The sequence below is a fragment of the Streptomyces triticirhizae genome (genome assembly GCF_003696235.1).
In the GTDB taxonomy this organism is placed as follows: Bacteria; Actinomycetota; Actinomycetes; order Streptomycetales; family Streptomycetaceae; genus Streptomyces; species Streptomyces triticirhizae.
This window is the reverse complement of sequence record NZ_RFFJ01000022.1, coordinates 23671-46844: the sequence shown is the minus strand read 5'-3', so window position 1 is coordinate 46844 and position 23174 is coordinate 23671. Positions and strand designations below refer to the sequence as shown.

The 23174-nt window shown below is 72.9% G+C and carries 23 protein-coding genes; 11 read left to right on the top strand and 12 right to left on the bottom strand.

The annotated features are described in order from the left end of the window. Nucleotides 1-67: 67 nt before the first annotated feature. Together EBN88_RS06925 and EBN88_RS06920 are read right to left on the bottom strand one after the other, a co-directional pair. Complete coding sequence (locus EBN88_RS06925) at nucleotides 68-1051, bottom strand: hypothetical protein (protein ID WP_233580506.1); 984 nt, start codon at nucleotides 1049-1051, stop codon at nucleotides 68-70. Nucleotides 1052-1318: 267 nt separating this feature from the next. Beyond that, nucleotides 1319-1741 (bottom strand): nuclear transport factor 2 family protein, encoded by a 423-nt coding sequence (locus EBN88_RS06920; protein WP_122182920.1) that lies wholly within the window; start codon nucleotides 1739-1741, stop codon nucleotides 1319-1321. Nucleotides 1742-1830: 89 nt separating this feature from the next. Between EBN88_RS06920 and EBN88_RS06915 the strand changes: the two genes are divergently transcribed. After that, entirely contained in the window at nucleotides 1831-2619 is a 789-nt protein-coding gene (locus EBN88_RS06915) for a helix-turn-helix transcriptional regulator (RefSeq protein ID WP_122182926.1), read from the top strand. On the opposite strand, the gene EBN88_RS06910 is transcribed toward EBN88_RS06915, so the two are convergent. Further along, a complete protein-coding gene (locus tag EBN88_RS06910) occupies nucleotides 2616-3602 on the bottom strand; it encodes a threonine ammonia-lyase (protein WP_122182919.1) in 987 nt (328 codons plus the stop codon). The two genes, EBN88_RS06915 and EBN88_RS06910, sit on opposite strands and share 4 nt — an antisense overlap. Before the next feature lie 71 nt (nucleotides 3603-3673). On the opposite strand from EBN88_RS06910, the gene EBN88_RS32565 reads away from it, so the two are divergent. Continuing rightward, on the top strand, nucleotides 3674-4168 hold the full coding sequence (locus tag EBN88_RS32565) for an Lrp/AsnC family transcriptional regulator (protein ID WP_407703383.1): 495 nt from the start codon (nucleotides 3674-3676) through the stop codon (nucleotides 4166-4168). A gap of 865 nt (nucleotides 4169-5033) precedes the next feature. On the opposite strand, the gene EBN88_RS06900 is transcribed toward EBN88_RS32565, so the two are convergent. Further along, entirely contained in the window at nucleotides 5034-5897 is an 864-nt protein-coding gene (locus tag EBN88_RS06900) for an NAD-dependent epimerase/dehydratase family protein (protein WP_122182918.1), read from the bottom strand. Nucleotides 5898-6071: 174 nt separating this feature from the next. Between EBN88_RS06900 and EBN88_RS06895 the strand changes: the two genes are divergently transcribed. From EBN88_RS06895 to EBN88_RS06880, 4 genes are all read left to right on the top strand, one after another. Continuing rightward, nucleotides 6072-7010 carry a 5-dehydro-4-deoxyglucarate dehydratase gene (locus EBN88_RS06895; RefSeq protein WP_122182917.1) on the top strand — a complete coding sequence of 313 codons (939 nt, stop codon included), beginning with the start codon at nucleotides 6072-6074 and terminating at the stop codon, nucleotides 7008-7010. After that, nucleotides 7010-8221 (top strand): hypothetical protein, encoded by a 1212-nt coding sequence (locus EBN88_RS06890; protein ID WP_122182916.1) that lies wholly within the window; start codon nucleotides 7010-7012, stop codon nucleotides 8219-8221. The genes EBN88_RS06895 and EBN88_RS06890 overlap by 1 nt, the downstream gene beginning before the upstream one ends. 169 nt (nucleotides 8222-8390) lie before the next feature. Next, the gene (locus EBN88_RS06885) at nucleotides 8391-9839 is read left to right on the top strand and encodes an NCS2 family permease (protein ID WP_122182915.1); all 1449 of its coding nucleotides are present in this window, start codon (nucleotides 8391-8393) and stop codon (nucleotides 9837-9839) included. A gap of 118 nt (nucleotides 9840-9957) precedes the next feature. Beyond that, the gene (locus EBN88_RS06880) at nucleotides 9958-10470 is read left to right on the top strand and encodes an NUDIX hydrolase (protein WP_122182914.1); all 513 of its coding nucleotides are present in this window, start codon (nucleotides 9958-9960) and stop codon (nucleotides 10468-10470) included. Between the two features lie 72 nt (nucleotides 10471-10542). Here the strand turns inward: EBN88_RS06880 and EBN88_RS06875 are convergent, their stop codons facing one another. Next, nucleotides 10543-11145 (bottom strand): TetR/AcrR family transcriptional regulator, encoded by a 603-nt coding sequence (locus EBN88_RS06875; protein WP_122182913.1) that lies wholly within the window; start codon nucleotides 11143-11145, stop codon nucleotides 10543-10545. A gap of 110 nt (nucleotides 11146-11255) precedes the next feature. On the opposite strand from EBN88_RS06875, the gene EBN88_RS06870 reads away from it, so the two are divergent. Then, nucleotides 11256-12209, top strand: a complete 954-nt coding sequence (locus EBN88_RS06870; protein WP_122182912.1) for an NmrA/HSCARG family protein — start codon at nucleotides 11256-11258, stop codon at nucleotides 12207-12209. Between the two features lie 37 nt (nucleotides 12210-12246). Here EBN88_RS06870 and EBN88_RS06865 read toward each other — a convergent pair whose 3' ends face one another. Next, nucleotides 12247-13017, bottom strand: a complete 771-nt coding sequence (locus EBN88_RS06865; protein ID WP_122182911.1) for an IclR family transcriptional regulator — start codon at nucleotides 13015-13017, stop codon at nucleotides 12247-12249. A gap of 140 nt (nucleotides 13018-13157) precedes the next feature. Here EBN88_RS06865 and EBN88_RS06860 point away from each other — a divergent pair, with 140 nt between their 5' ends. The 3 genes from EBN88_RS06860 to EBN88_RS06845 all read left to right on the top strand — a co-directional run bounded on the left by EBN88_RS06860 (nucleotide 13158) and on the right by EBN88_RS06845 (nucleotide 18526). Then, on the top strand, nucleotides 13158-14687 hold the full coding sequence (locus EBN88_RS06860; RefSeq protein WP_199742284.1) for an aldehyde dehydrogenase (NADP(+)): 1530 nt from the start codon (nucleotides 13158-13160) through the stop codon (nucleotides 14685-14687). Between the two features lie 305 nt (nucleotides 14688-14992). Then, nucleotides 14993-16963: a PhoX family protein gene (locus EBN88_RS06855; RefSeq protein ID WP_122182909.1), complete on the top strand. Its 1971-nt coding sequence runs from the start codon at nucleotides 14993-14995 to the stop codon at nucleotides 16961-16963. Nucleotides 16964-17320: 357 nt separating this feature from the next. Further along, a complete protein-coding gene (locus EBN88_RS06845) occupies nucleotides 17321-18526 on the top strand; it encodes a methyltransferase domain-containing protein (protein ID WP_233580505.1) in 1206 nt (401 codons plus the stop codon). A gap of 12 nt (nucleotides 18527-18538) precedes the next feature. Here the strand turns inward: EBN88_RS06845 and EBN88_RS06840 are convergent, their stop codons facing one another. The 4 genes from EBN88_RS06840 to EBN88_RS06825 form a co-directional block, all read right to left on the bottom strand. Then, nucleotides 18539-19786 (bottom strand): hypothetical protein, encoded by a 1248-nt coding sequence (locus tag EBN88_RS06840; RefSeq protein ID WP_122182907.1) that lies wholly within the window; start codon nucleotides 19784-19786, stop codon nucleotides 18539-18541. 228 nt (nucleotides 19787-20014) lie between these two features. Next, nucleotides 20015-20194 (bottom strand): DUF397 domain-containing protein, encoded by a 180-nt coding sequence (locus EBN88_RS06835; RefSeq protein WP_122182906.1) that lies wholly within the window; start codon nucleotides 20192-20194, stop codon nucleotides 20015-20017. Between the two features lie 185 nt (nucleotides 20195-20379). Then, nucleotides 20380-20559: a DUF397 domain-containing protein gene (locus EBN88_RS06830; protein WP_122182905.1), complete on the bottom strand. Its 180-nt coding sequence runs from the start codon at nucleotides 20557-20559 to the stop codon at nucleotides 20380-20382. Beyond that, nucleotides 20552-21346 carry a helix-turn-helix domain-containing protein gene (locus EBN88_RS06825; RefSeq protein ID WP_122182904.1) on the bottom strand — a complete coding sequence of 265 codons (795 nt, stop codon included), beginning with the start codon at nucleotides 21344-21346 and terminating at the stop codon, nucleotides 20552-20554. The genes EBN88_RS06830 and EBN88_RS06825 overlap by 8 nt, the downstream gene beginning before the upstream one ends. 168 nt (nucleotides 21347-21514) lie before the next feature. Here EBN88_RS06825 and EBN88_RS06820 point away from each other — a divergent pair, with 168 nt between their 5' ends. Continuing rightward, on the top strand, nucleotides 21515-21733 hold the full coding sequence (locus tag EBN88_RS06820) for a hypothetical protein (RefSeq protein WP_139666632.1): 219 nt from the start codon (nucleotides 21515-21517) through the stop codon (nucleotides 21731-21733). 60 nt (nucleotides 21734-21793) lie between these two features. Here the strand turns inward: EBN88_RS06820 and EBN88_RS06815 are convergent, their stop codons facing one another. Together EBN88_RS06815 and EBN88_RS06810 are read right to left on the bottom strand one after the other, a co-directional pair. Further along, nucleotides 21794-22540: an SAM-dependent methyltransferase gene (locus tag EBN88_RS06815; RefSeq protein ID WP_122182902.1), complete on the bottom strand. Its 747-nt coding sequence runs from the start codon at nucleotides 22538-22540 to the stop codon at nucleotides 21794-21796. A 203-nt stretch (nucleotides 22541-22743) separates the two neighbouring features. Then, on the bottom strand, nucleotides 22744-23142 hold the full coding sequence (locus EBN88_RS06810) for a hypothetical protein (RefSeq protein ID WP_122182901.1): 399 nt from the start codon (nucleotides 23140-23142) through the stop codon (nucleotides 22744-22746). Nucleotides 23143-23174: the final 32 nt, after the last annotated feature.

Sequence of the window (23174 nt, the reverse complement as noted above, 5' to 3'; positions counted from 1 at the left end):
GCTGGCGGCGGCGGCCCTGCGGGCGGCGCGCTGACGGCGGCGCCGGCCGGGGTGTTCGGGAACGGGTTCAGCGGCGGCGCCGGAACCAGCGGCGCCGCCGGCCCGGGGCGGCCCCGCCGTTCCCCGGCTCCGCGCTCCCGTCGTTCTCGCTGTCCTCCTCGTCGGAGAGCAGGTACCGGACCGGGCCCGACAGTCGGGAGGCCGGGCCGGTCTCCGGCGCGGCCGTGACCAGCACCAGCCGTTTTCCCAGGCCGGGCGACATGATCGGCACCACCCGGGTGCGCTCCATCAGCCCGCCCTCGCTGATCTGCCCAAGCCGTTCGTAGAGGCCGACCAGCACCAGGCCCATGCGCCGTTCCATCGTCTCCCCGTCCCCGGGGCCCGCCTGGTTCACCTGGGACCTGACGACGATGCCCGCCCGGTCCTGCCAGGTGCAGGCCAGATCGACCAGGAACTCGGCCTCCTCCCGGTCGACCGGGACGTCCCGCCACAGGATCAGCACATGCTCCAGCTTCTCGGTGAACGAGTTGGCGGGGCAGCCCTGCGGTCGCCCGGTCGGCAGCACCGGCACCCCCAACGTCCCGTCGCAGTCCGGCTCGGGACAGCGCACGTCGGCCAGGTCGTAGCAGGCGCGGCACAGCGAGTAGCGGCAGCTCTGGCACTGCACCCCGAGCGGGTTGGCGACGCTCAGGCCGCCGCCCGCGCGAGGGGCCATGCGCCTGCCGGCGTGGATGTCGTGGGAGGAGAACCAGAAGCGGGCGCAGGCGGCGCACTCCGTGGCGACCGGCGCGAAGTAGGGGTTCGAGCGCCGCTCCAGCGGGATCGGCTCGGCGACGCCGGGGCCGGCGGCGCGCTGCGTGGTGATCAGCAGCGTCGTGGCCCAGAAGAACGCGTCCTCCGATGGCCCCTCCTCGCGCAGCTGCCGCAGGACCAGGTCGAGCGCGGTGGCGTACCGGCCCTCGTCGTGCGGCCGCCGCACCGCGTCGTCCAACTCCGGTACCGGCTCGTGGTGTGCGGGGGCGTGGAACGCCTCCCCGTCGTGCCTGGCCACGGTCGTCCCCTCTCGACTCGGTGCCGGCACCCTACGGGCGACCTCCCGGGACGGGTCCCGGGAGGCGGCGGAACCGCCTGTCCTCGCGGGCAGTTCGCCCCCACCGCGCGCCGCCCGACGAGGAGAGCGGGACCGTGCCCCCGACCGTTCCCGGAGTCCCCTTCCCGTTGGCCGCCCCCGACGCCACGCCCTGGCACGTGGACCCCGACGCCGGACGGCTCACCGCGACGGCGGCTGACCGGACGGCGGCGGCCGGGCCCCCCGGGGTCAGGAGGCCGGACGCCACCACTCCCAGTGCGCGGCGGCGTCCGCGACCGGCTCGATGACCTCCCAGCCCTCCACGATCAGCCCGTCCTCAAGACGCCAGATGTCCACCCCCAGAATCCCGGGGCCGCCGCCGTCCAGCCAGCGCCGCGTGTGCATGACCACCAGGTCGCCCTCGGCGACCACATGCGTGATCTCGACCCGCAGCGCGGCCAGCGGCAGCGCGCCCACGCCGGCCAGCCACTCGTCCTTCGTCCGCGTGCCGACCTCGGGCCTGTGGTGCGCGAAGTCGTCCCGCAGCAGCGGCGCGAGCGCCCCGACGTCCCCGGTCGTGACCAGCCCCGCCAACGCCCGCTCCACGACGGCCCGGTTCGCCCGGGCGGTGTTCTTCCGGGCGGTGTTCTCTTCCGTCCTGCGTTCGCTCATGGGCCGCAGTGTTCACGGCGCGCGGCGAGCCTGTCGATGAACTGGGATGTCATGGCCGCCGGCCCGCCGGGCGGCTACGCTCGCCGCTCGTGCACACCGTTGGGGAGCTGTTGCGCCAGTGGCGCCGCCGACGGCGGCTGAGCCAGCTCGACCTGGCGATCGCCGCCGATGTCTCGGCGCGGCATGTCAGCCTGGTCGAGACCGGCCGGTCCAACCCCAGCGCCGAGATGGTGCTGCGGCTCGCGGAACAGCTCGACGTCCCGCTGCGTGAGCGCAACCGGCTGCTGCTCGCCGCCGGGTTCGCGCCCCGGTTCCCCGAACGGCCGCTCGGCGCCGACGCGTTGGCCACGGCGCGGGACGCGGTGGCCCGGGTCCTGCGCGCGCACGAGCCCTACCCGGCGCTGGTCATCGACCGCCACTGGAACATCGTGATGACCAACCGGGCCATCGGCCCGTTCCTCGCCGACGTCGCACCCGAACTCCTGCGCCCGCCGGTCAACATGGTGCGGCTCGGCCTCGACCCGCGCGGGTTCGCGTCCCGGCTGGTCAACCTCGCCGACGTCCGTTCCGTGCTGCGCGCCCGCATCGGGCGCCAGCTCGCCGCCGCGCCGGACGCCCGGCTCACCGCCCTCTACGAGGAGCTGTTGGCGCCGGCCGAAGGCGAGGAGGCGACGCCCCCACCGGCGGACTCCGACGTCGTGATCACGATGACCTTCCGCTTCGATGACCGCGAGCTGAGGCTGTTCTCGACGATCACGACGTTCGGCACGCCGTTGGACATCACGCTCGACGAGGTGGCGATCGAGTCCTACTACCCGGCCGACGCCGAGACCGCCGCCTACTTCACCGCCGGCGCCGGCGGCCGGGCGGCCGGTTAGGCGAGCCGGTTCGGGTTGGCGCCCGTCACGACGGTGGCGACGCGCTCGCCGTCCACCCTCCCGGCGGCGATCGCGGCGATTCCCGCCGCGCCGGCCGGTTCCGCGAGGACGGACAGGTGGCGGGCGACCAGCCCCATCCCGTCCCGGAGTTCGCGCTCGTCCACCAGGACGATGTCGTCCACGAGGGCGCGCACCCGCTCGACCGACTCCGGGTGCGGCCGTGGGATCGCGATTCCCTCGGCGAAGCCGCTGGTGGGCCTCGCGGTGACGGGCTCGCCCGCCCGCCAGCTGCGCAGCATGGCGGGCGCCTCCGCCGGGTTGACGCCGATGACGCGGGTGCCGGGCGCGTGCCCGCGCATCCAGAGCGCGAGCCCGCTGATCAGGCTGCCGTCGCCGATCGGCGCGACGAGGGCGTCGAACGTTCCGGCACGGGTCAGCTCCTCGGCCATGGTGGCCGCGCCCTCGGCGATCGCGGGCGGCACGCCGTCGACGATCAGGTGCGCGCCCCGTTCCTCGGCCGCCGCCGAGGCCGCCGCGCCCGCGTCTCCCGTGTGGCCCGCGTCTCCCGTGCCCTCGCCGACCTCGACCACCTGGGCGCCAAAGGCCTCCATGCGGGCACGCTTTACGGGGTTGACCGGAGCCGGGGCATAGACGACCACGTTCAGTCCGCGCGATCGACCGATATAGGCGACGGCCTGACCGAAGTTGCCCGATGAGGCACACACCACGGTCTCCCCGGCCGGGATCTCGCCGAGCGCGAAGCCGACGCCCCGCCCCTTGAAGCTCCGGATCGGGTTGGCCGTCTCCAGCTTGACCGTGACGCGGCGCCCCAGGGCGGCGTTGAGAAGGTCGTCCTCGTACTGCGGGGTGTCGAGAAAGCAGGCCGGAATGACGGTGCGCGCCCGCAGCACCCGGCTCAGCCGGAGGTCCGTGAACTCCGCGTGCTCGGTGGCCTCTTCGGGCCGCTGTGAGGTGTTCTCCATGGGACGGACGCTACGCAACACCGCACGAGAGCCGCTTGCGTAGATTGCGCGGGCACGCGAGATTGTTGCGCGTGCGCGAGGTGACCTCGAGACAGCGGCCGTTGGACGAGATCGACACCCGGCTGTTGGACCTGCTCCAGGCCGACGCGGACCAGACGCTGCGCGCCCTGGGCGACCAGGTCGGGCTCTCGCCCAGCGCCGTCCAGCGCCGCATCGCCGGGTACAAGGCGGCCGGCGTGCTGCGCACCGTCGCCGTGGTCGACGCCGAGGCCGCGTCGTCCCTGGCGCAGGCGCTGGTGCTGCTGGCGCTGGTCGAGGAGTCGTTCGAGCACCACCGGCGCCTCGCCGACCGCCTCCGGGCCCATCCGGCGGTCCAGCAGTGTTACTCCCTCTCCGGGCCCTGGGACTATGCCGTCCTGCTCACGGCCCGCTCGATCGGGGACCTGAGGGACCTCGGCAACGAACTGTTCAAGGGCGACGACAACATCCGCCGGTACGACACGATGTTCGTCCTCGACACGGTGAAGAGCGGTGCGGCCCTGCCGGGCGAGCTGCTGCTCGGCTGAGGCCGGGGCCGGCCGGGCCTTCGGGGGCGGGCCCCGGGGGCGCCGGGGCCCCGGGCGTTCCCGGCCTTCGGGTGCGGGCCGGTGGCCGGTGCGGGGCAGCCCGTTGCTCCGTTGGTTCGTTGACGAGTGTTGTGGGTGTGGGGGTTGGGGTTGTGGCGCGGACCACGACGCCGGACCCTCCATGGCGCACGATCGGCCGGGTGCGGGCGTGACGAATGCCGGCAGGAGGCTGGCTGGGAAGGGGGGCGCGGCTTCCGGAGGTGGAGTTTGTTGCCGTCGGGGGGTCGGGAGTGGCGGTGCGTGCCCTCCGGGCGCGGGGACCGCGCCGCGTTCGAGGGCCGGCCGGCCGCTGGGGGCGTGCGTGGCGCGCACCGGCTTCGCCGGCCCTGCCCCGGCATGTCGCCCGTCTCGGACGTAGCGGAGCGTCGGGCGACTCAACGGGCCCGTGCCGGTCGTCGTTTCGGGGTGCGGTGCTTCGTGGGGTTCGGTCAACGACGACGCTGCCGCGCGAACATCGCCTGCCGTCGTGGCAGTCCGCGCGCCGCCCACTCCCGGGGGGGTCTCTTTTTCTAGGTGCCCGTTGAGAGTTGAACAGTTCGTTCGACGGCCCGGGCGTGCATGGTCCCTGCGCGGACGTCGCCGCTCCCGGGGCACCCCGCCGGCCTGGGCCCCGCCTGGACAGGGTCCAGCGCCGTCGCGACGGTCCAGCCCGGTGCGGCAGCGTCAGCAGCACCGTGTTCCGACCCGACCCGGGCGCGGCAGCGCCAACACCCGCCCGGCCAGGGAACGGGGCCGTCAGCAGCCCGCCCGGCCAGGGCCCCGCGCCGGCGCGGCCGGCATCCCCGAAAGCCCGCGCGGCCAGCGCTCAGTGGGGCCAGAGCGGCGGGTCCGTCAGGAAGTGACCGCCCAGATGGGCCTGTTCCGGTCGGCTCGGGTCCAACTCGCCCTCCTTCGCGATCAGTTCGGCCGCGAAGATCTCCGAGTCGTCCTGCGGGGCGTACCCGAGCGCCCGCGCCGGTTCCAGGTCCCAGACCGCCCTCGTGTTGGCCGACGAGCCGTAGACCACGGTGTGGCCCACGTCCCGCGCGCTCAGCGCCGCGTGGAAGAGGCGCGCGCCGTCCGAGGGGCTCAGCCAGACGGACAACATCCGAACGGAAGTGGCCTTCGGGAAGCAGGAACCAATCCGGATCGATACCGTCTCGATCCCGTGCTTGTCCCAGTAGTACTGGGCGAGGTCCTCGCCGAAGCACTTGGAGAGGCCGTAGAAGGTGTCGGGCCGGTGCGGCGTGTCCACCGGGATCGGCGGGTCACCCGGCCGGGGCCAGGGCGTGGCGCCCACGGCATGATTGCTGGAGGCGAAGACGATCCGGCGCACCCCCTCCTCGCGGGCCGCCTCGTAGAGGCGGTACGTGCCCTCGATGTTGGCGCGCAGGATCTTCTCGAAGGTGGACTCCAGGGAGATGCCGGCCAGATGGAGAATCGCGTCCGTGCCGCGCACCGCGGCCCGCAGCGCTTCGCGGTCGGCCGAGTCGGAGAGGTCCGCGACCACCGCGTCCGGTCCGTCCGCGATGGGCGCCATGTCCAGGGAGCGCAGCCGGTAGCCGTGCGCCGGCAACAGCTCGCGCATCAACGTCCCGACGCCCCCGGCCGCCCCGGTGAGCAGAACCAGCGGCGCGTCCCCGCCGGCCGGCGTCTCGGTGTCTCGTTCAGCGGGCTGATCTGCCGGCATCGGGGCTCCCTGGAGGTGAAGGACCGTACGGGGACGGACGTTTCGGGGTCACCGTAGGCGGTGGCCTGGTCGTCGTCAACGGCGGGTTGACCTGGAAATCGCCGCTGAACTAGCGTGGGTTGTTCAGAAACATGGACAATGGTCATCATCGTGTACGGCCCGGGGAGTAGAGACATGACCGACGCCACACTCGGCCAGCGCCTGGACGGCCTGCTGTTCTTTCCGGTGACCGCGTACGGTCCCGACGGCTCCCTCAACCTCGACGCCTACCGCGCCCACCTCCGCGCCGGCATCGACGCGGGCGCCGGCGCGGTCTTCGCGTGCTGTGGCACCGGGGAGTTCCACGCCCTGGCCCCCGACGAGTTCGAGCGGTGCGTGGCCGCCGCCGTCGAGGAGGCGGCCGGCGCCGTGCCGGTGCTGGCCGGCGCCGGCTACGGCACCGCGCTCGCCGTCGACTTCGCCCGCCGCGCCGAACGCGCAGGCGCCGACGGCCTGTTGGCCATGCCGCCCTACCTCGTCGTCGCCGACCAGCGCGGCCTGCTGCGGCACTTCACCGAGCTGGCCGCCGCCACCTCCCTCGACGTGATCGTCTACCAGCGCGACAACGTGGTGCTCGCCCCCGAGACCGTCGTCGAACTCGCCGCCACGCCCGGCATCGTGGGCCTCAAGGACGGCCTGGGCGACCTCGACCTCCTCCAGCGCACCATCTCCGCCGTCCGCACCGCCCACCCGGACCGCCCGTTCCGCTACTTCAACGGGCTGCCCACCGCCGAGCTGACCGGCCTGGCCTACCGGGGCCTGGGCGTCACGCTCTACTCCTCGGCCGTCTTCGCGTTCCTCCCCGAGGTGGCCCTCGCCTTCCACGCCGCGCTCGCCGGGGACACCCCCGAGGACCGGGCGACGGTCCAGCGGCTGCTCGACGGCTTCTACCGGCCGCTGGTCGAACTCCGCAACCAGGGCAGGGGCTACGCCGTCTCGCTGGTCAAGGCCGGCGTGCGGAAGCGGGGCCTCGACGTGGGCGGGGTGCGCCCGCCGCTCTCCGAGCCGCTGCCCGAACACCTCGACCGGCTCGCCGAGTTGATCGAGACCGGCCTGGGCCTGGTGAAGGGCTGATGCGCGCCTCCGCCTTCGTCTACCCGTGGGACGTCGTCGGCGACCCGGCCGCCGCCGAGCGGATCGCCGCGCTCGGCGTGCGCCAGGTCACCCTCGCCGCCGCCTACCACTCCACCCGCGCCCTCACCCCGCGCCACCCGGCGCACCGGGTGGTCACCGCCCGGCACTCCGCCGTCTACTACCCGCCGGACGAGGCGCGTTGGGCCGGCCGCGCGCCGCGCCCCCACCGCCAGGAGTGGCTGCCCGAGGACGACCCCTACGGCCTGGCCGCCGAGGCGCTCGCCGCCGCCGGCCTCGACGTCCACTCCTGGGTGATCCTGGCCCACAACTCCCGGCTGGGCGAGGAGCATCCGGGCAGCACCGTGGTCAACGCGTTCGGCGACCGCTACCCGTGGGCGCCCTGCGTGGCGCGGCCCGAGGTGCGCGCCTACGTCGAGGCCCTGGCGGCCGAGGCGGCCGTCCGGCCGGGCACGTCAGGCGTCGAGCTGGAGTCCTGCGGCTGGTACGGACTGGACCATCCGCACGCGCACGACAAGATCGGCGGCGCCGCGCTGGGCGGGGTCGGAAGCTTTCTGATGTCGCTCTGCTTCTGCGCGGTCTGCGCCGAGGGCTACGCCGCCTCGGGCGCCGACCCGGGCCGGCTGCGCGCCGCCGTGCGCGAGGCCCTGGCGCCCCGCTGGGCGGGCGCGCCGCCGGAGCCGGCCGGAGACCGGGACGCGGAGTGGGCCGGGATCGTCGCCGCGCTGGGCGAGGAGTTGGCGGCGGCCGTCGCCGCCTGGCGGTTCGGCGTCGCCGACGCCTTCCAACGGGCGGCCGTCGCCGCCGTCCGCGCCCGCGCCGCCGAGGTGGGGCTCCCGGACTTCCGCGTGCTGCTGCACGCCGACCCGGCCCCGCACCGCTGCGGCGCCAACGTCGGCGTCCGCCCGGCCGAGGTGCTCTCGCACGCCGACGGCGTGGTGGTGCCGGCCGCCGGCGGGCCGGCGGCCAGGGCGGCGGCGTTGACCCCGTTCACGGAACTGGCTGACCCCGGCCGCACCGTCGCCGCCAACCTGCCCGTCGTCGCCGGCATGGGCGGCTCGCCCGCGACGCTGGCCGCCGACGCGGCCCACGCCGCCGAGCTGGGCGCGACCGAACTCCGGCTCTACCACGCCGGGTTGGCCAACGACGCCGACCTGGACGCGGTGACCGGGGCGCTGGCCACCCTGGCGTGACGCCGGCGCCCGGGGCGTCGGGCGGCGCCGGGGCGGGGCCGGGCGGGGTTCCCCCAACAGGACGCAATTCCGTAACGTTGCCGGCCGATGTTACCTGCACAAAACCCACACACCCGGTGGACCAGGCAGAATCCACGAGTCCCGATCCCGCTCAGTCAAGGATTCAACAATGCCGGTCAATCGGCTGACCAAGGGCGACAACCCGCCCGGCGACGGCGCGGCCGCCTCCGCGCTGGACCGCTTCTTCCAGCTCAGCGCGCGTGGCTCCACCCTGGCCCGCGAGGTGCGCGGCGGCGTCGCCACCTTCTTCACCATGGCCTACATCCTGGTGCTCAACCCGATCATCCTCAGTGGCGCCCAGGATGTGCACGGCAACCAGCTCTCGATCGAGCAGGTGCTCACCGTGACGGCCCTGGTGGCCGGCATCATGACCATCCTCATGGGGCTGACCGCCAACCTGCCGCTGGCGCTGGCGGCCGGCCTGGGCATCAACGCGATGGTCGCCTTCCAGATCGCCCCCCGGATGAGCTGGCCCGACGCGATGGGCCTGGTGGTCCTGGAGGGGCTGCTGCTCTGCGTGATCTCGGCCACCGGCTTCCGCGAGGCCGTGATGAACGCCATCCCCATGGCGCTCAAGCAGGCCATCGGCGTGGGCATCGGCCTCTTCATCGCCCTGATCGGCTTCGTCAACGCGGGCTTTACCGTAGGCCACGAGGGCTCCCCGCCGCTCGGCCTCGGCGCGCACGGCGAACTCACCGGCTGGCCGGTCCTCGTCTTCTGCCTCGGGCTGCTGCTGACCCTCGCCCTGCTGGCGCGCAAGGTGAAGGGCGCGATCCTGATCAGCATCGTGGCGATGACCCTCTTCGCGATGATCGTCAACGCGATCGCCGACATCCCGGACGCGGCCTGGGGGTTGACCGTTCCCAGCTGGCCCGACGCCCTGGTGGCCGCCCCCGACTTCAACCTGGTCGGCGAGTTCAGCCTCTTCGGCGCCTTCGGCGAGATCAGCGCCATCACCGTGGTGCTGATCATCTTCACCCTCTTCCTGACCGACTTCTTCGACACCATGGGCACCGCCGTCGGCGTCACCAGCGAGGCCGGGCTGCTCGACGAGAACGGCCGGGTGCCCCGGCTGGGCCGGCTGCTCTTCGTCGACGGCCTGGCGGCGGCGGCCGGCGGCGCGGCGTCAGCGTCCTCCAACACCTCCTACGTCGAGTCGGCGGCCGGCGTCGGCGAGGGCGCGCGGACCGGCCTGGCCAACGTGGTGACCGGCGTCCTCTTCGGCCTGGCCCTCTTCCTCTCCCCGATCGCCACCGTGGTCCCCGCCCAGGCCGCCTCGCCCGCGCTGGTCGCGGTCGGTTTCCTGATGATGGTCCAGGTGGCGCGGATCGACTGGGCCGACCACACCCTCGCCATCCCGGCGTTCGTCACCATCGCCGTGATGCCGTTCACCTTCTCCATCACCAACGGCATCGGCGCCGGCTTCATCGCCTATGTGGTCCTCAAGTGCGTCACCGGCCGGTTCCGCGAGATCAACTGGCTGCTGTGGATCACGGCCGCGCTCTTCCTGGTCTACTTCGCGATCGACCCGATCCGCCAACTCCTCGGCGTGAACTGACCGTTCCCGACCACCCCGGGTGCGGCGGGCGTCGCACCCGGGGCCGTGGCGGAACGCGTCGCCCGAACTCCGGCATGATGACCCGTCGTCGCGGGGTTTCGGCGGCTGAGGAGGAACGATGGGGCGTCGGCGCAGGAGCGCGCGGGTGTTGTTGGTGGACGGCCGGGACCGGCTGCTGCTGTTCCGGTCCGAGGGGGAGAACGGCGCCCCGACGCTGTGGATGACGCCGGGCGGCGGGGTGCGGCGCCTGGAGTCGCTGCCGCGCGCCGCCGCCCGCGAGCTGTGGGAGGAGACCGGGCTGCGGGTCGCGCCGGCCGCGCTGGGGGAGCGGGTCGCCTGGACCGGCGGCCACGCCGATCTCGGCTGGCTGAACGGCGAGTTCGAGGACAGCTTCTTCTTCCTCCGGGTCGCCGAGCACGCCGTGGACCCCTCCCGGTGGGAGGCCCACGAGGTCCGCACCATCAGCGAGCACCGCTGGTGGTCGGCGGCCGAACTGGCCGCGACGGACGAGTCCGTCGTCCCGCTGGGCCTGGTCCCGCTGCTGACCGACCTCGTCGCCGGCCGCCGCCCGGCCACCCCGGTCCGCCTGCCCTGGCACCACCAGCCGGGGCCGCCCGGGCCGCGCCGGTAGCCGGGGCCGCGCGGGCGGGCGTCGCGCGTCGCGTGCGGCGCGGCTCAGCGTTCGGGGCTCAGCGTTCGGGGCTCAGCGTTCGGGGCTCAGCCCCGCCACCGCCAGTCCGAAGAGGCGGTGTGCCCGCGCCGCCGGGTCGGCATGGTGCTCGGTGGCCAACGCGATGCCCACGATCAGCGTGATCAGGTCGGGCATGGTCACGTCCGCCGCCACCCCGCCCGCCCGCGCCGCGCGGCGCAGCAGCGGCGCGCCCGCCTCCTCCAGCGCCGACGAGCACGCGTTCTCGTGCCGGGCCCGGGCCGTCTCGGGCTCGGCGCCGTCCAGCGCCAGCGCCGGGGCCAGCCCGCGCGCGGCGGCGCAGTAGGCGACGACGTCTCCCAGCCACTCCAGCAGCGCGTCCCTGGCGTTCCGCCCGTTCGCCGTCTCGTCCGTCAACTCCCGGGCGCGGGCGCACAGCGCGTCGATCCGCGTCCGGGACACCGCCTCCAACAGCGCCCGCCGGGTGGGGAAGTGGCGCCGCACGGTCGCCGAGCCGACCCCCGCGACCCGGGCGATCTGCTCCAGCGACGCCCCGGCGCCGTGCGTCGCGACCTCCCGCTCGGCGACGGCGAGGATGCGCGCGTGGTTGCGTCGGGCGTCCGCGCGCTGCCGCGCGGGGGAGTGGGCGGCGGGCATGGCGTCGACCTCCGGGTGACTAAGTGGCGGGGCCCGCCGTATTCTAACGAGAGGCTAAACGGCGGGCCCCGCCGTTTACGCCTCTCCACCCCGCCCACCCGAGGAGCAGCATGTCCATTTCATCCGCCCCGGACCCCGCACCCATCCTCGTCACCGGCGCCACCGGCAAGCAGGGCGGCGCCACCGCCCGTGCCCTGCTGGCCGCCGGCCTCCCCGTGCGCGCCCTGGTGCGCGATCCGGACGCCGCCCCCGCCCGGGAGATCGCGGCCCGTGGCGCCCGACTCGTCGTCGGCGACCTGAACGACCGCGCCTCCCTGGCCCCCGCCGTCGAGGGCGCCCGAGGCGTCTTCTCCGTGCAGATGCCGCCGTTTGTCGACGGCGCCTTCGACTTCGAGGCGGAGGTGGCGCAGGGCGTCAACCTTGTCACGGCCGCGCGGGCGGCCGGCGTGCCGCAGTTCGTGCACACCTCGGCCTCCGGCGCGGGCCGGCACCGGGAGGTGCCCGGCTGGGCCGAGGGGCGCTGGGCCGCGATGGAGGCCACGCTCGAGGCCAAGGCCGCGCTCCAGGACCGGGTGCGGGCGGCCGGCTTCCCCCGCTGGACGTTGCTCAAGCCGGCCTTCTTCATGGAGAACCTGCTGCCCTCGGCGGGCTATCTGTTCCCGCGCGGCGTCGAGGGCGGCCTGGTGACCACGCTCCGGCCCACCACCCGGCTCTCCCTGGTGGCGTCGGCGGACATCGGCCGCGCCGCGGCGGCGGCCTTCGTCGCCCCCGACCGGTTCCACGGCGTCGAGCTGGAACTGGCCGGCGACTACCGGTCGATGACGGAGGTCGCCGCGATCCTCTCCCGTGCGCTGGGAACGGAGCTGGCCGCGCCGGAGATGACCGAGGAGGAGGCGTTCGCCGCCGGGATGCCGGGCATGGGCGTCTCCCACGCGTGGCTGAACGTGGCCGGCCAGCCCGCCAGGCCGGAGTTCGCGCGGGAGTTGGGCATCCCCCTCACCGGCTTCGACGAGTGGGCCGGCGAGCACCTGCCCGAAGCCCGAACGCGGGGGGCGCGGGCCTGAACGCGACCGGCGCACCGGCGGTCCCGGCGCGCTCGGCTCACAGGTGCCGGGTGGCCAGGCTCAGTCGGTCCCGCGCGTCGAAGAGCGCCTCCCTGATCAACTGCTCGTGCGCCTCGGTCAGTCGGGCCACCGGCACCGAGCAGCTGATCGCGTCCCGCGCCGGCTGGCGGTAGGGGATGGCGATGCCGAAGCAGCGCAGCCCCAGCGTGTTCTCCTCGCGGTCGATCGCGTAACCGCGCTCCCGCACCACCGCCAACTCATCGATCAGCGCCTCACGGTCGGTGATCGTGTGCTCGGTCAGCCCCTCCAGCTTCTCCGGCAGCAGCTCCCGCACCTTCTCGTCCGGGTGGGTCGCCAGCAGCGCCTTGCCCAGCGAGGTGGAGTGCGCGGGCAGCCGGCGGCCGACGCGGGTGAACGGGCGTAGGTAGTGCTCGGACTGGCGGGTGGCGAGATAGACCACGTTGGTGCCGTCGAGCCGGGCGAGGTGGATGGTCTCGCCGGTGTCGTCGGCGATCCGGTCCAGGGTCGGCCGGGCGGCGGCCACCACCTCGTCGCCGTCGATGTAGGAGGTGCCAACGAGCAGCGCCCGCACGCCGATTCCGTAGCGGGTGCCGGTGGCGTCCGTCTCCACCCAGCCCAGATCCACCAGCGTGCGCAGCAGCATGTAGAGGCTGGACTTGGGGTACCCGACGGCCGACTGCACGGCGGCGAGGGTGTGCATTCCCGGCCGTCCGGCGAAGAACTCCAGCAGCTCCACCGTGCGGACCGCCGACTTGACCTGCGAACTACCCATCTCACCGGCAGCCATCGACCTTGACCCCCTCGTTTTGCGCCCGATAGAGTCCCCAACAGAAATTCACATATCGGGACGATGTTCAATATCTCGAACGGCAACTATAGCGAACCTCGTCCCTCCGGGAGCAGGACCGTTCAGGAGGATCGATTCCGGTGGCAGTACCAGTGTGGAGTGTGGACCCGCGAACGGGAAACCAGCGTGAGCGGGTGGCCGCCGAGGCCACCGCGGGCGATGTGGACGGAGCCGTCCGCGCGGCCCACGCGGTGCGGGGCGCGCTCGCCGACCGGGAGGTCAGGATCGCCCTGCTGCGGGCCGCCGCCGACGAGTTGACGGCCGACGGCGCGCGGATCATCGCGACCGCCGACGCCGAGACGGCGCTGGGCGAGGCCCGGCTCACCGGCGAACTCGGCCGCACCACCGGCCAGTTGCGCGCCTTCGCCGCCGAGATCGAGGACGGCGGCTACCTCGACGTGATCATCGACCGCGCCGACGACTCCCTCACCCCGCCCCGCCCCGACCTGCGCCGCTACAAGATCCCGGTGGGCGTGGTCGCGGTCTACGCCGCCTCCAACTTCCCGCTCGCCTTCTCCGTGCCCGGCGGCGACACCGCCAGCGCGCTGGCGGCCGGCAGCCCCGTCGTCGTCAAGGCGCACCCCGACCACCCGGCCACCTCCGAGCTGACCGGCGCCGCGCTGCGCCGGGCCGCAGCGAAGGTCGGGCTGCCGGAGGACGTCGTCACCGTGCTGCACGGCTTCGAGGCGGGCGTCGAGCTGATCAAGCACCCGCTGGTCGCCGCCGCCGGCTTCACCGGCTCGGTGCGCGGCGGGCGCGCGCTCTTCGACGCCGCCGCCGCCCGGCCCCAACCCATCCCGTTCCACGGCGAGTTGGGCAGCCTCAACCCGGTGGTGGTCACCGAGGCCGCAGCCGGCGAGAAGGCCGCCGAGATCGGCGCGGGGCTGGCCGGCTCGATGACGCAGGGCGTCGGCCAGTTCTGCACCAAGCCGGGGCTGGTGCTGGTCCCGGCCGGCGAGGCGGGCGAGCAGCTGGTCGCGACCCTCGCCAAGCGGCTCGCCGACGTCGCCCCCGGGGTCCTCCTCGACGGCCGGATGCGGGACGCGTTCCTGGCCGGCGTGGACGCCCGCACCCGGCTCGACGGGGTCGCCGCCCCCGTCGCCGCCGGCGAGGGCGAGGGCCGCACGGTCGCCGCCGGCTTCCTCACCGTGGACGGCGAGCGGCTGCTGACCGGCGGCGAGCACGATCTCCTCCTGGAGGAGTGCTTCGGCCCGATCACGGTCGTCGTCCGCTACGCGGACACCGCGCAACTCACCGCACTCCTCGCCCGGTTCCCGGGCAACCTCACCGCGACCCTGCACCTGGGCGCGGCCGAGGCCGAGGACCCGAACGGCCGGGGCGCGGCGCTGCTCGCCGAGCTGACGCCGCTGGCCGGCCGCGTGCTGGTGGGCGGCTGGCCCACCGGCGTCGCGGTGACCCCGGCCCAGCACCACGGGGGCCCGTACCCGGCCTCCACCTCCCACTCCACCTCGGTCGGCGCCACCGCCATCGAGCGGTGGCTGCGGCCGGTCAGTTACCAGAACGCACCCGAGGCGCTGCTCCCGCCGGAGCTGCGCGACGACAACCCGCTGGGAGTCCCCCGCCGGGTCAACGGGACCCGGCAGGTCTGACAGCTCGGACGGAGAGGTTCGACCGCTCAGGAGAGCCGCTGAGCGACCGCTCAGGAACCGCTCGGCAACCGCTGAGCGACCGCTCAGGAACGAACCGGTACGAACGCGCGGCCCTCGCCGCAGCCCCGGCCGCGACCACAGGCCCGTGACCAGGCACCCACGATTGGGTGAACCGGCACGGTGAATCAGCCGTATGGGCGGAGGTGGCCGCGCGTTCACCTTGGCGGTCACTTTGCGCCACTGTTGACTCCTAGCCTCACCCGGAACCGACAACGTTCCGCCACATCAGTACGTGAGGACTCGCGATGTCAGCACAGCACCCGGTCTTTCCCCAGGTGGACCCGGACGACGTCAGCTCCAACCGTTCCGACAACCCGTCCTTCGGCGAGGTGGTCCAGCGCCGAATGTCGCGGCGCAACGCGCTGTTGGGCGGCACGGCCGCTGCCGCCGCCTTCCTCGTCGGGCCCGGCGCGGGCACCGGCGCGGCGACCACCTCGACCTCCGGGCCGCACCCCGGCGCCGGCCACGGCCACGGCCGGCCGGGCGGGGGCGGCCGGCGGCTGCTCGGCTTCGAGCCCGTTCCGACCTCGGACGCCGACGAGTTCGTCGTTCCCGAGGGCTACCGCGCCCAGGTGCTGATCCCCTGGGGCACCCCGATCCGCCCCGGCGGGCCCGAGTGGCGCGAGGACGCCACCAACACCGCCGAGGAGCAGGCCGAACAGGTCGGCATGAACCACGACGGGATGCACTTCTTCCCCCTCGGCCACGGCCGCGAGGGCAACCAGCGCGGGCTGCTGGTCCTCAACCACGAGTACATCGACCAGGAGTTGCTCTTCCCCGACGGCGCCGAGGAGATGACCGAGGAGAAGGTCCGCAAGGGCCTGGCCGCGCACGGCGTCTCCGTCGTCGAGATCGAGCGTCGTCGCGACGGCGGCTGGGAACGGGTGGACTCCCGCTACGCCCGCCGCGTCACCGGCGACACGCCCGTGACGTTCTCCGGCCCGGTCGGCCCCCGCCACCCCGCGCTCCAGGCCGCCGAAGGACCGCGCGGCACGCTCAACAACTGTTCGAACGGCGTGACACCCTGGGGCACCTACCTCGCCTGCGAGGAGAACTGGAACAACTACTTCGGCACCACCGACGAGAGCTGGGAGCCGACCCCCTCGCAGGAACGTTACGGCGTCTCGGCGGCCGGCGGCGGCTTCGACTGGCACCTGGCCGACTCCCGCTTCGACCTCGCCGCCAACCCCAACGAGATCAACCGCTTCGGCTGGATCGTCGAGATCGACCCCAAGCGCCCCGACGCCAAGCCCGTCAAGCGCACCGCGCTCGGCCGCGTCAAGCACGAGGGCTGCACGGTCACCGAGTCCCGGGGCCGCGTCGTCGCCTACACCGGCGACGACCAGGACGGCGACTACATCTACAAGTTCGTCGGCGAGGGCAACTGGCGGCTGCAACGCGCCCTGGGCCGCAGCCCGTTGGACCACGGCACGCTCTATGTCGCCAGCTTCCGCGACGACGGCAGCGGCGAGTGGCTGCCCCTGGTCCACGGCCGGGGCCCGCTGACCCGCGCCAACGGCTGGGCCGACCAGGCCGACGTGCTGCTGCGCACCCGCGAGGCGGCCGACGCGGTGGGCGCCACCAAGATGGACCGCCCCGAGTGGATCACCATCAACCCCAGGAACAACGACGTCTACTGCACCCTCACCAACGGCAGCGGCTGGGACTCGGCGGTCTCCCCGCGCGACCCCAACCCCTACGGCCACATCGTCCGTTGGACCGAGAAGCGCCGCGACCACACCGCGACCACCTTCGAGTGGGACATCTTCGTCCTGGCCGGCGACCCGGCCTACGACCCGCAGGTCGACCTCGACGAGACCAACGTCTTCGGCTCGCCCGACGGCGTCTGGTTCGACAACGACGGGCGGCTGTGGATCCAGACCGACATCTCCAACGGCAGCCAGCACCTGGCCGAGAAGGGCTACGACAACATCGGCAACAACCAGATGCTGGCCGCCGACCCCGAGACCGGCGAGATCCGCCGCTTCCTCACCGGCCCACGCGGCTGCGAGATCACCGGCGCCACCGCGACCCCCGACCAGCGGACGCTCTTCGTCAACGTCCAGCACCCGGGGGAGACCACCGACCACTGGGGCGAGACCACGGCCGACGACCCGAGGGCGGTCAGCAACTGGCCCGACTTCCGGCCCAACGGCCGGCCTCGCTCGGCGACGGTCGCGATCACGCGGGTCGACGGCGGCAAGATCGGCGCGTAGCGCTGCCCGCGCGGGTCTCGGGGGCGGCCACGCTGGCGCGCCCGGCGCGCGGGCCCCTCAACGGCCGGGGTCTCGGGGCGAGTTGCCCCGGGCCCCGGCCGTCGCACGTGCGGCGGCTTCCCCGTTGGGGTGAACGGGGGCACGCCCGTGCATGGGGTCGGTCGGCGCGGACAGGGTTTCCCCGACGTCAACGCGCGACGGCGGATGGACCGTCAGCACCGGAGGGGACACCATGGGGAAGCACGAAAAGCCCGACCACGACAACGAGTCCGGCGACGCGCTGCCTGGCAAGCCGTTCGAACCCGCCCCACCCTCACCTGACGGCGGGGCGCCGGAGGGTAGTGGAGAGCACCGCAAGTGACGACGGGGCATGACCAGGAGGGCCGCGTCAGCGCTCACGTGGAGCTGACGCGGTTCCTCCGCGAGCACGGCCAGCTGACCGACGACTGGGTTCCGGCGTTCGAGGCGGCGCCGCGCGCGGCGTTCCTGCCCGAGCTGATCTGGGCCCACGACATGCGGACCAGCACCAACCAGGCGGTGGATCGGCGGACCGATCCGGCCGACTGGGAGCGCGTCGCCCATGCGAACGTCCCCGTGACCACCCAGTGGGACGACGGCGCGCACGAGGGCCCCGATCCCGGCCGCGCGCCGACCAGTTCGGCGAGTATGCCGTCCGTGGTCACGCGGATGCTGGCCGCCCTGGAGGTCTTCCCCGGTGCCCGCGTGCTGGAGATCGGCACCGGAACCGGGTGGAACGCCGGTCTGCTGGCCGCGCGTCTCGGCGACGAGCGCGTGGTGACGGTCGAGATCGACGAGGCCGTGGCGACCCGTGCGCGCCCGGCCCTCCAGGGTGCCGGCCTGCACCCCGAGGTGATCTGTTGCGACGGCCGGGACGGCTGGCCGAAGGGCGCGCCCTACGACCGGATCATCGCCACGGCCGGCGTGCGGGAGGTCCCCGTCGCCTGGCTGGAACAGACCCGTCCCGGCGGCCTGATCGTCGGCCCCTGGGGTACCCACTTCGGCCACGAGGACGCCCTGGTGCGGCTGACCGTCGCCGAGGACGGCGGTGCCAGCGGCCCTTTCCTGGACTGGGTGGAGTTCATGAAGCTCCGCGCCCAGCGGCTTGACTGGGACCTTTTCGAGCACCATGTCCAGGAGTACCCCGGGGACGCTGACGTCTCCACCACATCCCTGACCTCGGCGGAGCTGGGGGCGGCGAACAGGTATGACGGCACCACGTTCATCCTGGGCCTGCTGGTGCCCGACTGCACCCATCTGGTCAACGAACGCGACGGGGTCACCACCGTCTGGTTCTTCGACCGGACCGCCGGCTCGCGGGCCTGGGCCTCGGTCGTGTTCCGGCCCGAGGGGGAGCGGGCCACCGTCTACCAGTCGGGGGCACGGCGGCTGTGGGAGGAGGTCGTGCGCGCGCTGGAGTGGTGGCGGGCGGTCGGCTCGCCGCCGTTGACCTCGTTCGGCCTGACCGTGACGGCGGACGGGGCGCAGCGGCCCTGGCTGGGCGGTCCCGCGCACCCCGTTCCCGCCGTCACCTTGCGGGAGTGAACTCCCGCCCGCTCAGGCGTCGTTGTCGGACTCCGCCACCGGGTCGAACGGGGTCGGCGTCGCGCCCGTCCAGCGGTAGAGGTGGATCTCACCCTCCTGCAACGGCCGGTCCTCGCCCGGGACCGAGCGGCCCTCGGCGCCGTAGTAGTAGCCGTCGCCCAGCGACTCCAGGCCGTAGGAGCCGTCGAAGTCCCAGCCCCACGTGTCCGTGGCCTCGTCGTACCGGCCCTGCGGCAGCAGGTTCAACAGCGTGCCCCGCTCGTACTCGGGCTGGCCGACGATCTCCCCGCGCCGGGGCCGCTCGCCGCCGTCCACCATGAACAGCGGGTAGTTGGGGAACTCCGCCTTGGTGCCCGGGTAGACCGCCATCAGCCAGTTGCCGGTGTGCCGGTCGTACTCCAGGTTCTGCACGCCGTAGGTGGTGTTGCCGGTGTAGAGGAAGTACTTGTCGTCGACGCGGCGCGGCCCGCTGCGGTGCGGCTCGGCCTCCGACAGCGGCCGCTCGTAGCGCCCCCAGTCGCGGATGTCGTACTCCAGGATCACCTGGTGATCGTTGTCGGTCCGTTCGGTGTTGGCATAGACGCCATACGCGACCATCAACTTCTGTCGGCTGTCCGCACGCGCCCCGAACGACGGACCGAACGACACCCCGTCGATCCCGCTGCACCCGTAGCGGTGGTCCGGGGTGTCCCCGGTGTCGCCGTCGAAGACGCCGTCCCCGTTCATGTCGGCGGTGAAGTCCTCGACGACCTCGGCGAGATGAACGGTGGTCAGCACCCCGTCCGTCTCCGCGTCCATCCCGATCCGGTCCACCCGGGCGACGTCCACGATGGCGATGTAGAACGCCTCCTCGGCCTTGTACTCCAGGGAGCCGTAGACCCGCCCGTCGCGCGGGTTGAGGTCGATGTCGCCGAGGTGACCGGTGATGCCCTCGACCGTTCCGATGACGTTCCCGTCCAGATCGGTCTTGACCAACATCTGGGTGAACGACCAGTAGACAAAGCCGTTCTCCTGGTCCACGACCACGCCCTGGACGTGACTCGTCGGCCAGGCGCCGCCGTTGACATACTCCGGCCAACGCGGCGGGTGCGGTCCGTCCAGCGCGTCCTGGGTCTCCTGCTCCAGCGTGGTGCGGGGGGTGGTACCGCTGCTCTCCGGGGTCTCGCCCGGGGCGGCCTGTGCGGTGGGCGCCGCCGCGACGGCCAGCCCGGCGGCGGCGAGGGCGGCGACAACGATCAACCTGGCCTGAGACACGCGCATTCTCCCATGGTGTGACGGCACGAACCGGCGCAAAGTGAGCCACGGGAACGGTAGGAAGCGCGCGTTATCGGTTCCCCCGCCCCGGACGACCAGCGGACGACGACGTCGTGAACGCGCCGTTATCGTAACCGAGTTGTTAGGAAACTGGAACCAGTGGGGTGCGAGGGACGTGCGCGACGGGCCGTCGCCCCGGGGGTGGGGTGACGGCCCGTCGGGTGTCGGGATGGCTCAGTGCTTGATGTGGTGCAGGAAGGAGGTCCAGGCGTCGGCACCGATGGTGAGGGTGTCGCCGTTCTGCACCTTGCTGTCGCGGACGGGGACGATGCCCGGGGTGTCGTCCCGGACTTCGAGGCAGGCCCCGCCCTGGCCGTCGGAGTAGGTGGACTTGCGCCAGCCGTTGTCAGCCATGTACTTCCTTCGCGATTCTCTGGATGAGCCCGATGGACTCCCGGGGGCTCAGGGCCTCGGCCCGCAGCAGGTCAAACGCCCTGCGGCAGGTCAATATCCTTCCCGCGCCGCGCCGTTGGGAAGCTGGAACCGACGGGCCGTCGCCCCGGGGGGTGGGGTGACGGCCCGTCGGGTGTCGGGATGGCTCAGTGCTTGATGTGGTGCAGGAAGGAGGTCCAGGCGTCGGCACCGATGGTGAGGGTGTCGCCGTTCTGCACCTTGCTGTCGCGGACGGGGACGATGCCCGGGGTGTCGTCCCGGACTTCGAGGCAGGCCCCGCCCTGGTTGTCCGAGTAGGTGGACTTGCGCCAGCCGTTGTCAGCCATGTACTTCCTTCGCGATTCTCTGGATGAGCCCGATGGACTCCCGGGGGCTCAGGGCCTCGGCCCGCAGCAGGTCAAACGCCCTGCGGCAGGACGATACACGCTCCTCGTCCTCGCTCAACTGCCCGCCGAGCGCGGTGTCCGTGTAGACCACGGAGCGGCCGGTGGGCAGCTCAAGCAGCCAGAACGGCTGAATCGCCGGCGGGGCGCCCACCTCGAACGGCAGCACCTGGAGCTTCACCGAGGGCATCTCCGTCAGCCGCGCGAGAAACTCCAACTGCTCCCGCATCACGGCCCGACCCCCGACGGCGGGATGCAACGCGCCCTCGTGGACGATCGCCCAGAGACGCGCGGGATTGCTCTCCTCCAGCGTGGCCCGCCGGGCCACCCGGTTGCGGACCCGCAGCTCGATCCACTCCTCGCTCTGGTGCGGATGGCCGGCCCGGAAGAGCGCCCTGGCGTACTCCTCCGTCTGCAACAGGCCCGGGATCGACCACAGTTCGTAGGCAAGGATCTCCTCGGCCTCCGCCTCCATCTTGGCGTAGGGCGCGAACCAGCTCGGGTGGCCCCGTTCGAGAAGCCGCTTCCGCATCCGCTGGAACATGCCGTCCGTCCCGAGAACGAGATCGCACTTCTTCGCGTACTCGGCCGAGGGCACGATCACGCCCAACTCGACCTTCGAGACATAGCTCTGCGAGAAACCGGTGGCCTGGCTGAACCTCCGCTGCGTCAGGTTCCGCTTCATCCGGGCCTCCCGGAGTTCACCACCGAGGTATTCGAGATCATTCATCGGCCTCTGGTCCGACGGTTCGTCCGGGCCGTTTGACCTGCGCTTCTTCTGTCTGGGCACGCTGTCTCCGCAGGTAGTTCCTATGACGGTGCCCTCTTCGTACTCCCATGACCCCCGCCGCGTCTGGTGTTCTGTCGGAAAACCACCCCAACGAGGAGGCGGAAGCCCGTGATGATCTATCTGCACGACGACGACGTGGACTTGGCCTACGACGGAGACGACCCACTGGGCCTGGTCGGGGAGTTGGCGAAGGTCGCCGGCCCGCACAACATCAGGGTGGTCGATGTCGGCCTCAACCCGACGTTCCTGGACGTCCTGACGGGCGCCTTCCGTGGCAACCGACTTCCCGACCCGAAGCCCGCCACCACGGACCTCCCGACGTCCTGAAGCAGCCGGCCACCGGCCGGGCGGCCACCTGGGCCGCCCGGCCGGGCCTCCGGTCGGCCCTCAGCGGGCCATCAGCGCGAAGACTCCCCAGCCCAGGTACTCGCGCTGGTACCGCGCGTACCGCGCCGGCTCGGCGGTGAGTTCGGCCCGCACCTCGGCGGCCAGCTCGTCGTCGGGGTGGGCGTCGAGCCAGCGGCGCATGGTGAGCCACTGCGCCGCCTGGTACCGGTCCCAGCTGTCCTGGTCGGCCAGCACCATCTCCACGACGTCGTACCCGAGTGCGCCGAACCGCTCGACCAGCTCCGGCAGGAGCAGGAAGTCGTTCGCGGCGCCGCTGAGGCAGCCGTCGAGGGTCTCCTGGTCCGGCACCTCCCGGCGCCAGTACGGCTCGCCGATCAGCGTCAGCCCGCCGGGCTTCAGGCTCCTGGCCAGCAGTTCGACGGTGCCGGCCACGCCGTTCCCGATCCAGGTGGCCCCGACGCAGGCGGCGAGGTCGACGGGCTCGTCCGCGACATGGCCGGCGGCGTCGCCGTGGACGAAGGCCACCCGGTCGGCGACCCCGAGTTCGACGGCGCGGGCGCGGGCCTGCTCGGTGAACGCCGTGCTGATGTCCACCCCGGTCCCGGTGATGCCGTGGTCGCGGGCCCAGGTGCACAGCATCTCGCCCGAGCCGCTGGCGAGGTCGAGCAGGCGGGCCCCGGGCGCCAGCCGCAGCGCCTCGCCGAGGTCGGCGAGCTTGCCGGGGGTGAACGGATTGTGGATGCGGTGGTTACTTTCGCGAATGGTGAAGATGCGTGGCAGATCCACGAGCGGTGTTCCCTGCGTTCGATGAGGTCATGGGGTCTACGTGGGTCAGCCGACCGAAGCCGACCGCCGCTGCACGGGCCGTCATCAAACACACCTCATCTGGTCACGCGATCGATCGGAACCCGGGAACTCTAGACCGTCCCGGGCGACCGCTCCACCGCGTTCTCCCCGCCCGCCCCCGGGCCCGCCGACGACCGCCCGGCTCAGCCGCTGTTGATCGAGCCGTCGATGTCGTCGTTGATCGACCCGTCGATCTCGTTGTTGGTCTCGTCGGGGCAGTTGATGTTGGTCTTGAAGTCCGGCCACGCCGCCTCGCAGATGACGACGGACAGCCCCTCGTCGCGGTAGACGGTGATGGTGACGTCCGTCGAGGCGTCGAGGCCGGCGGCGTAGTGGCCGATGGCGGCCATCGCGTGCGGGGGGCCGGCGTCGTCCATGAGGAGGTCGACCCGGCCGGCGTCTAACTCCTCGTTGGCCACCGAGTACTGAAGTACTTCTCTGGTCTCGTCGCTGTTGTCGCCGTCGTCGCCGCCACAGGAGACCAGCGCCAGCGTGAGCGCGCCGGCGGTGAGGGCGACGGGGATGCTCTGTCCACGCGTCATCCGTCCACTGTGGCATTGCGAGGAGCGGCACC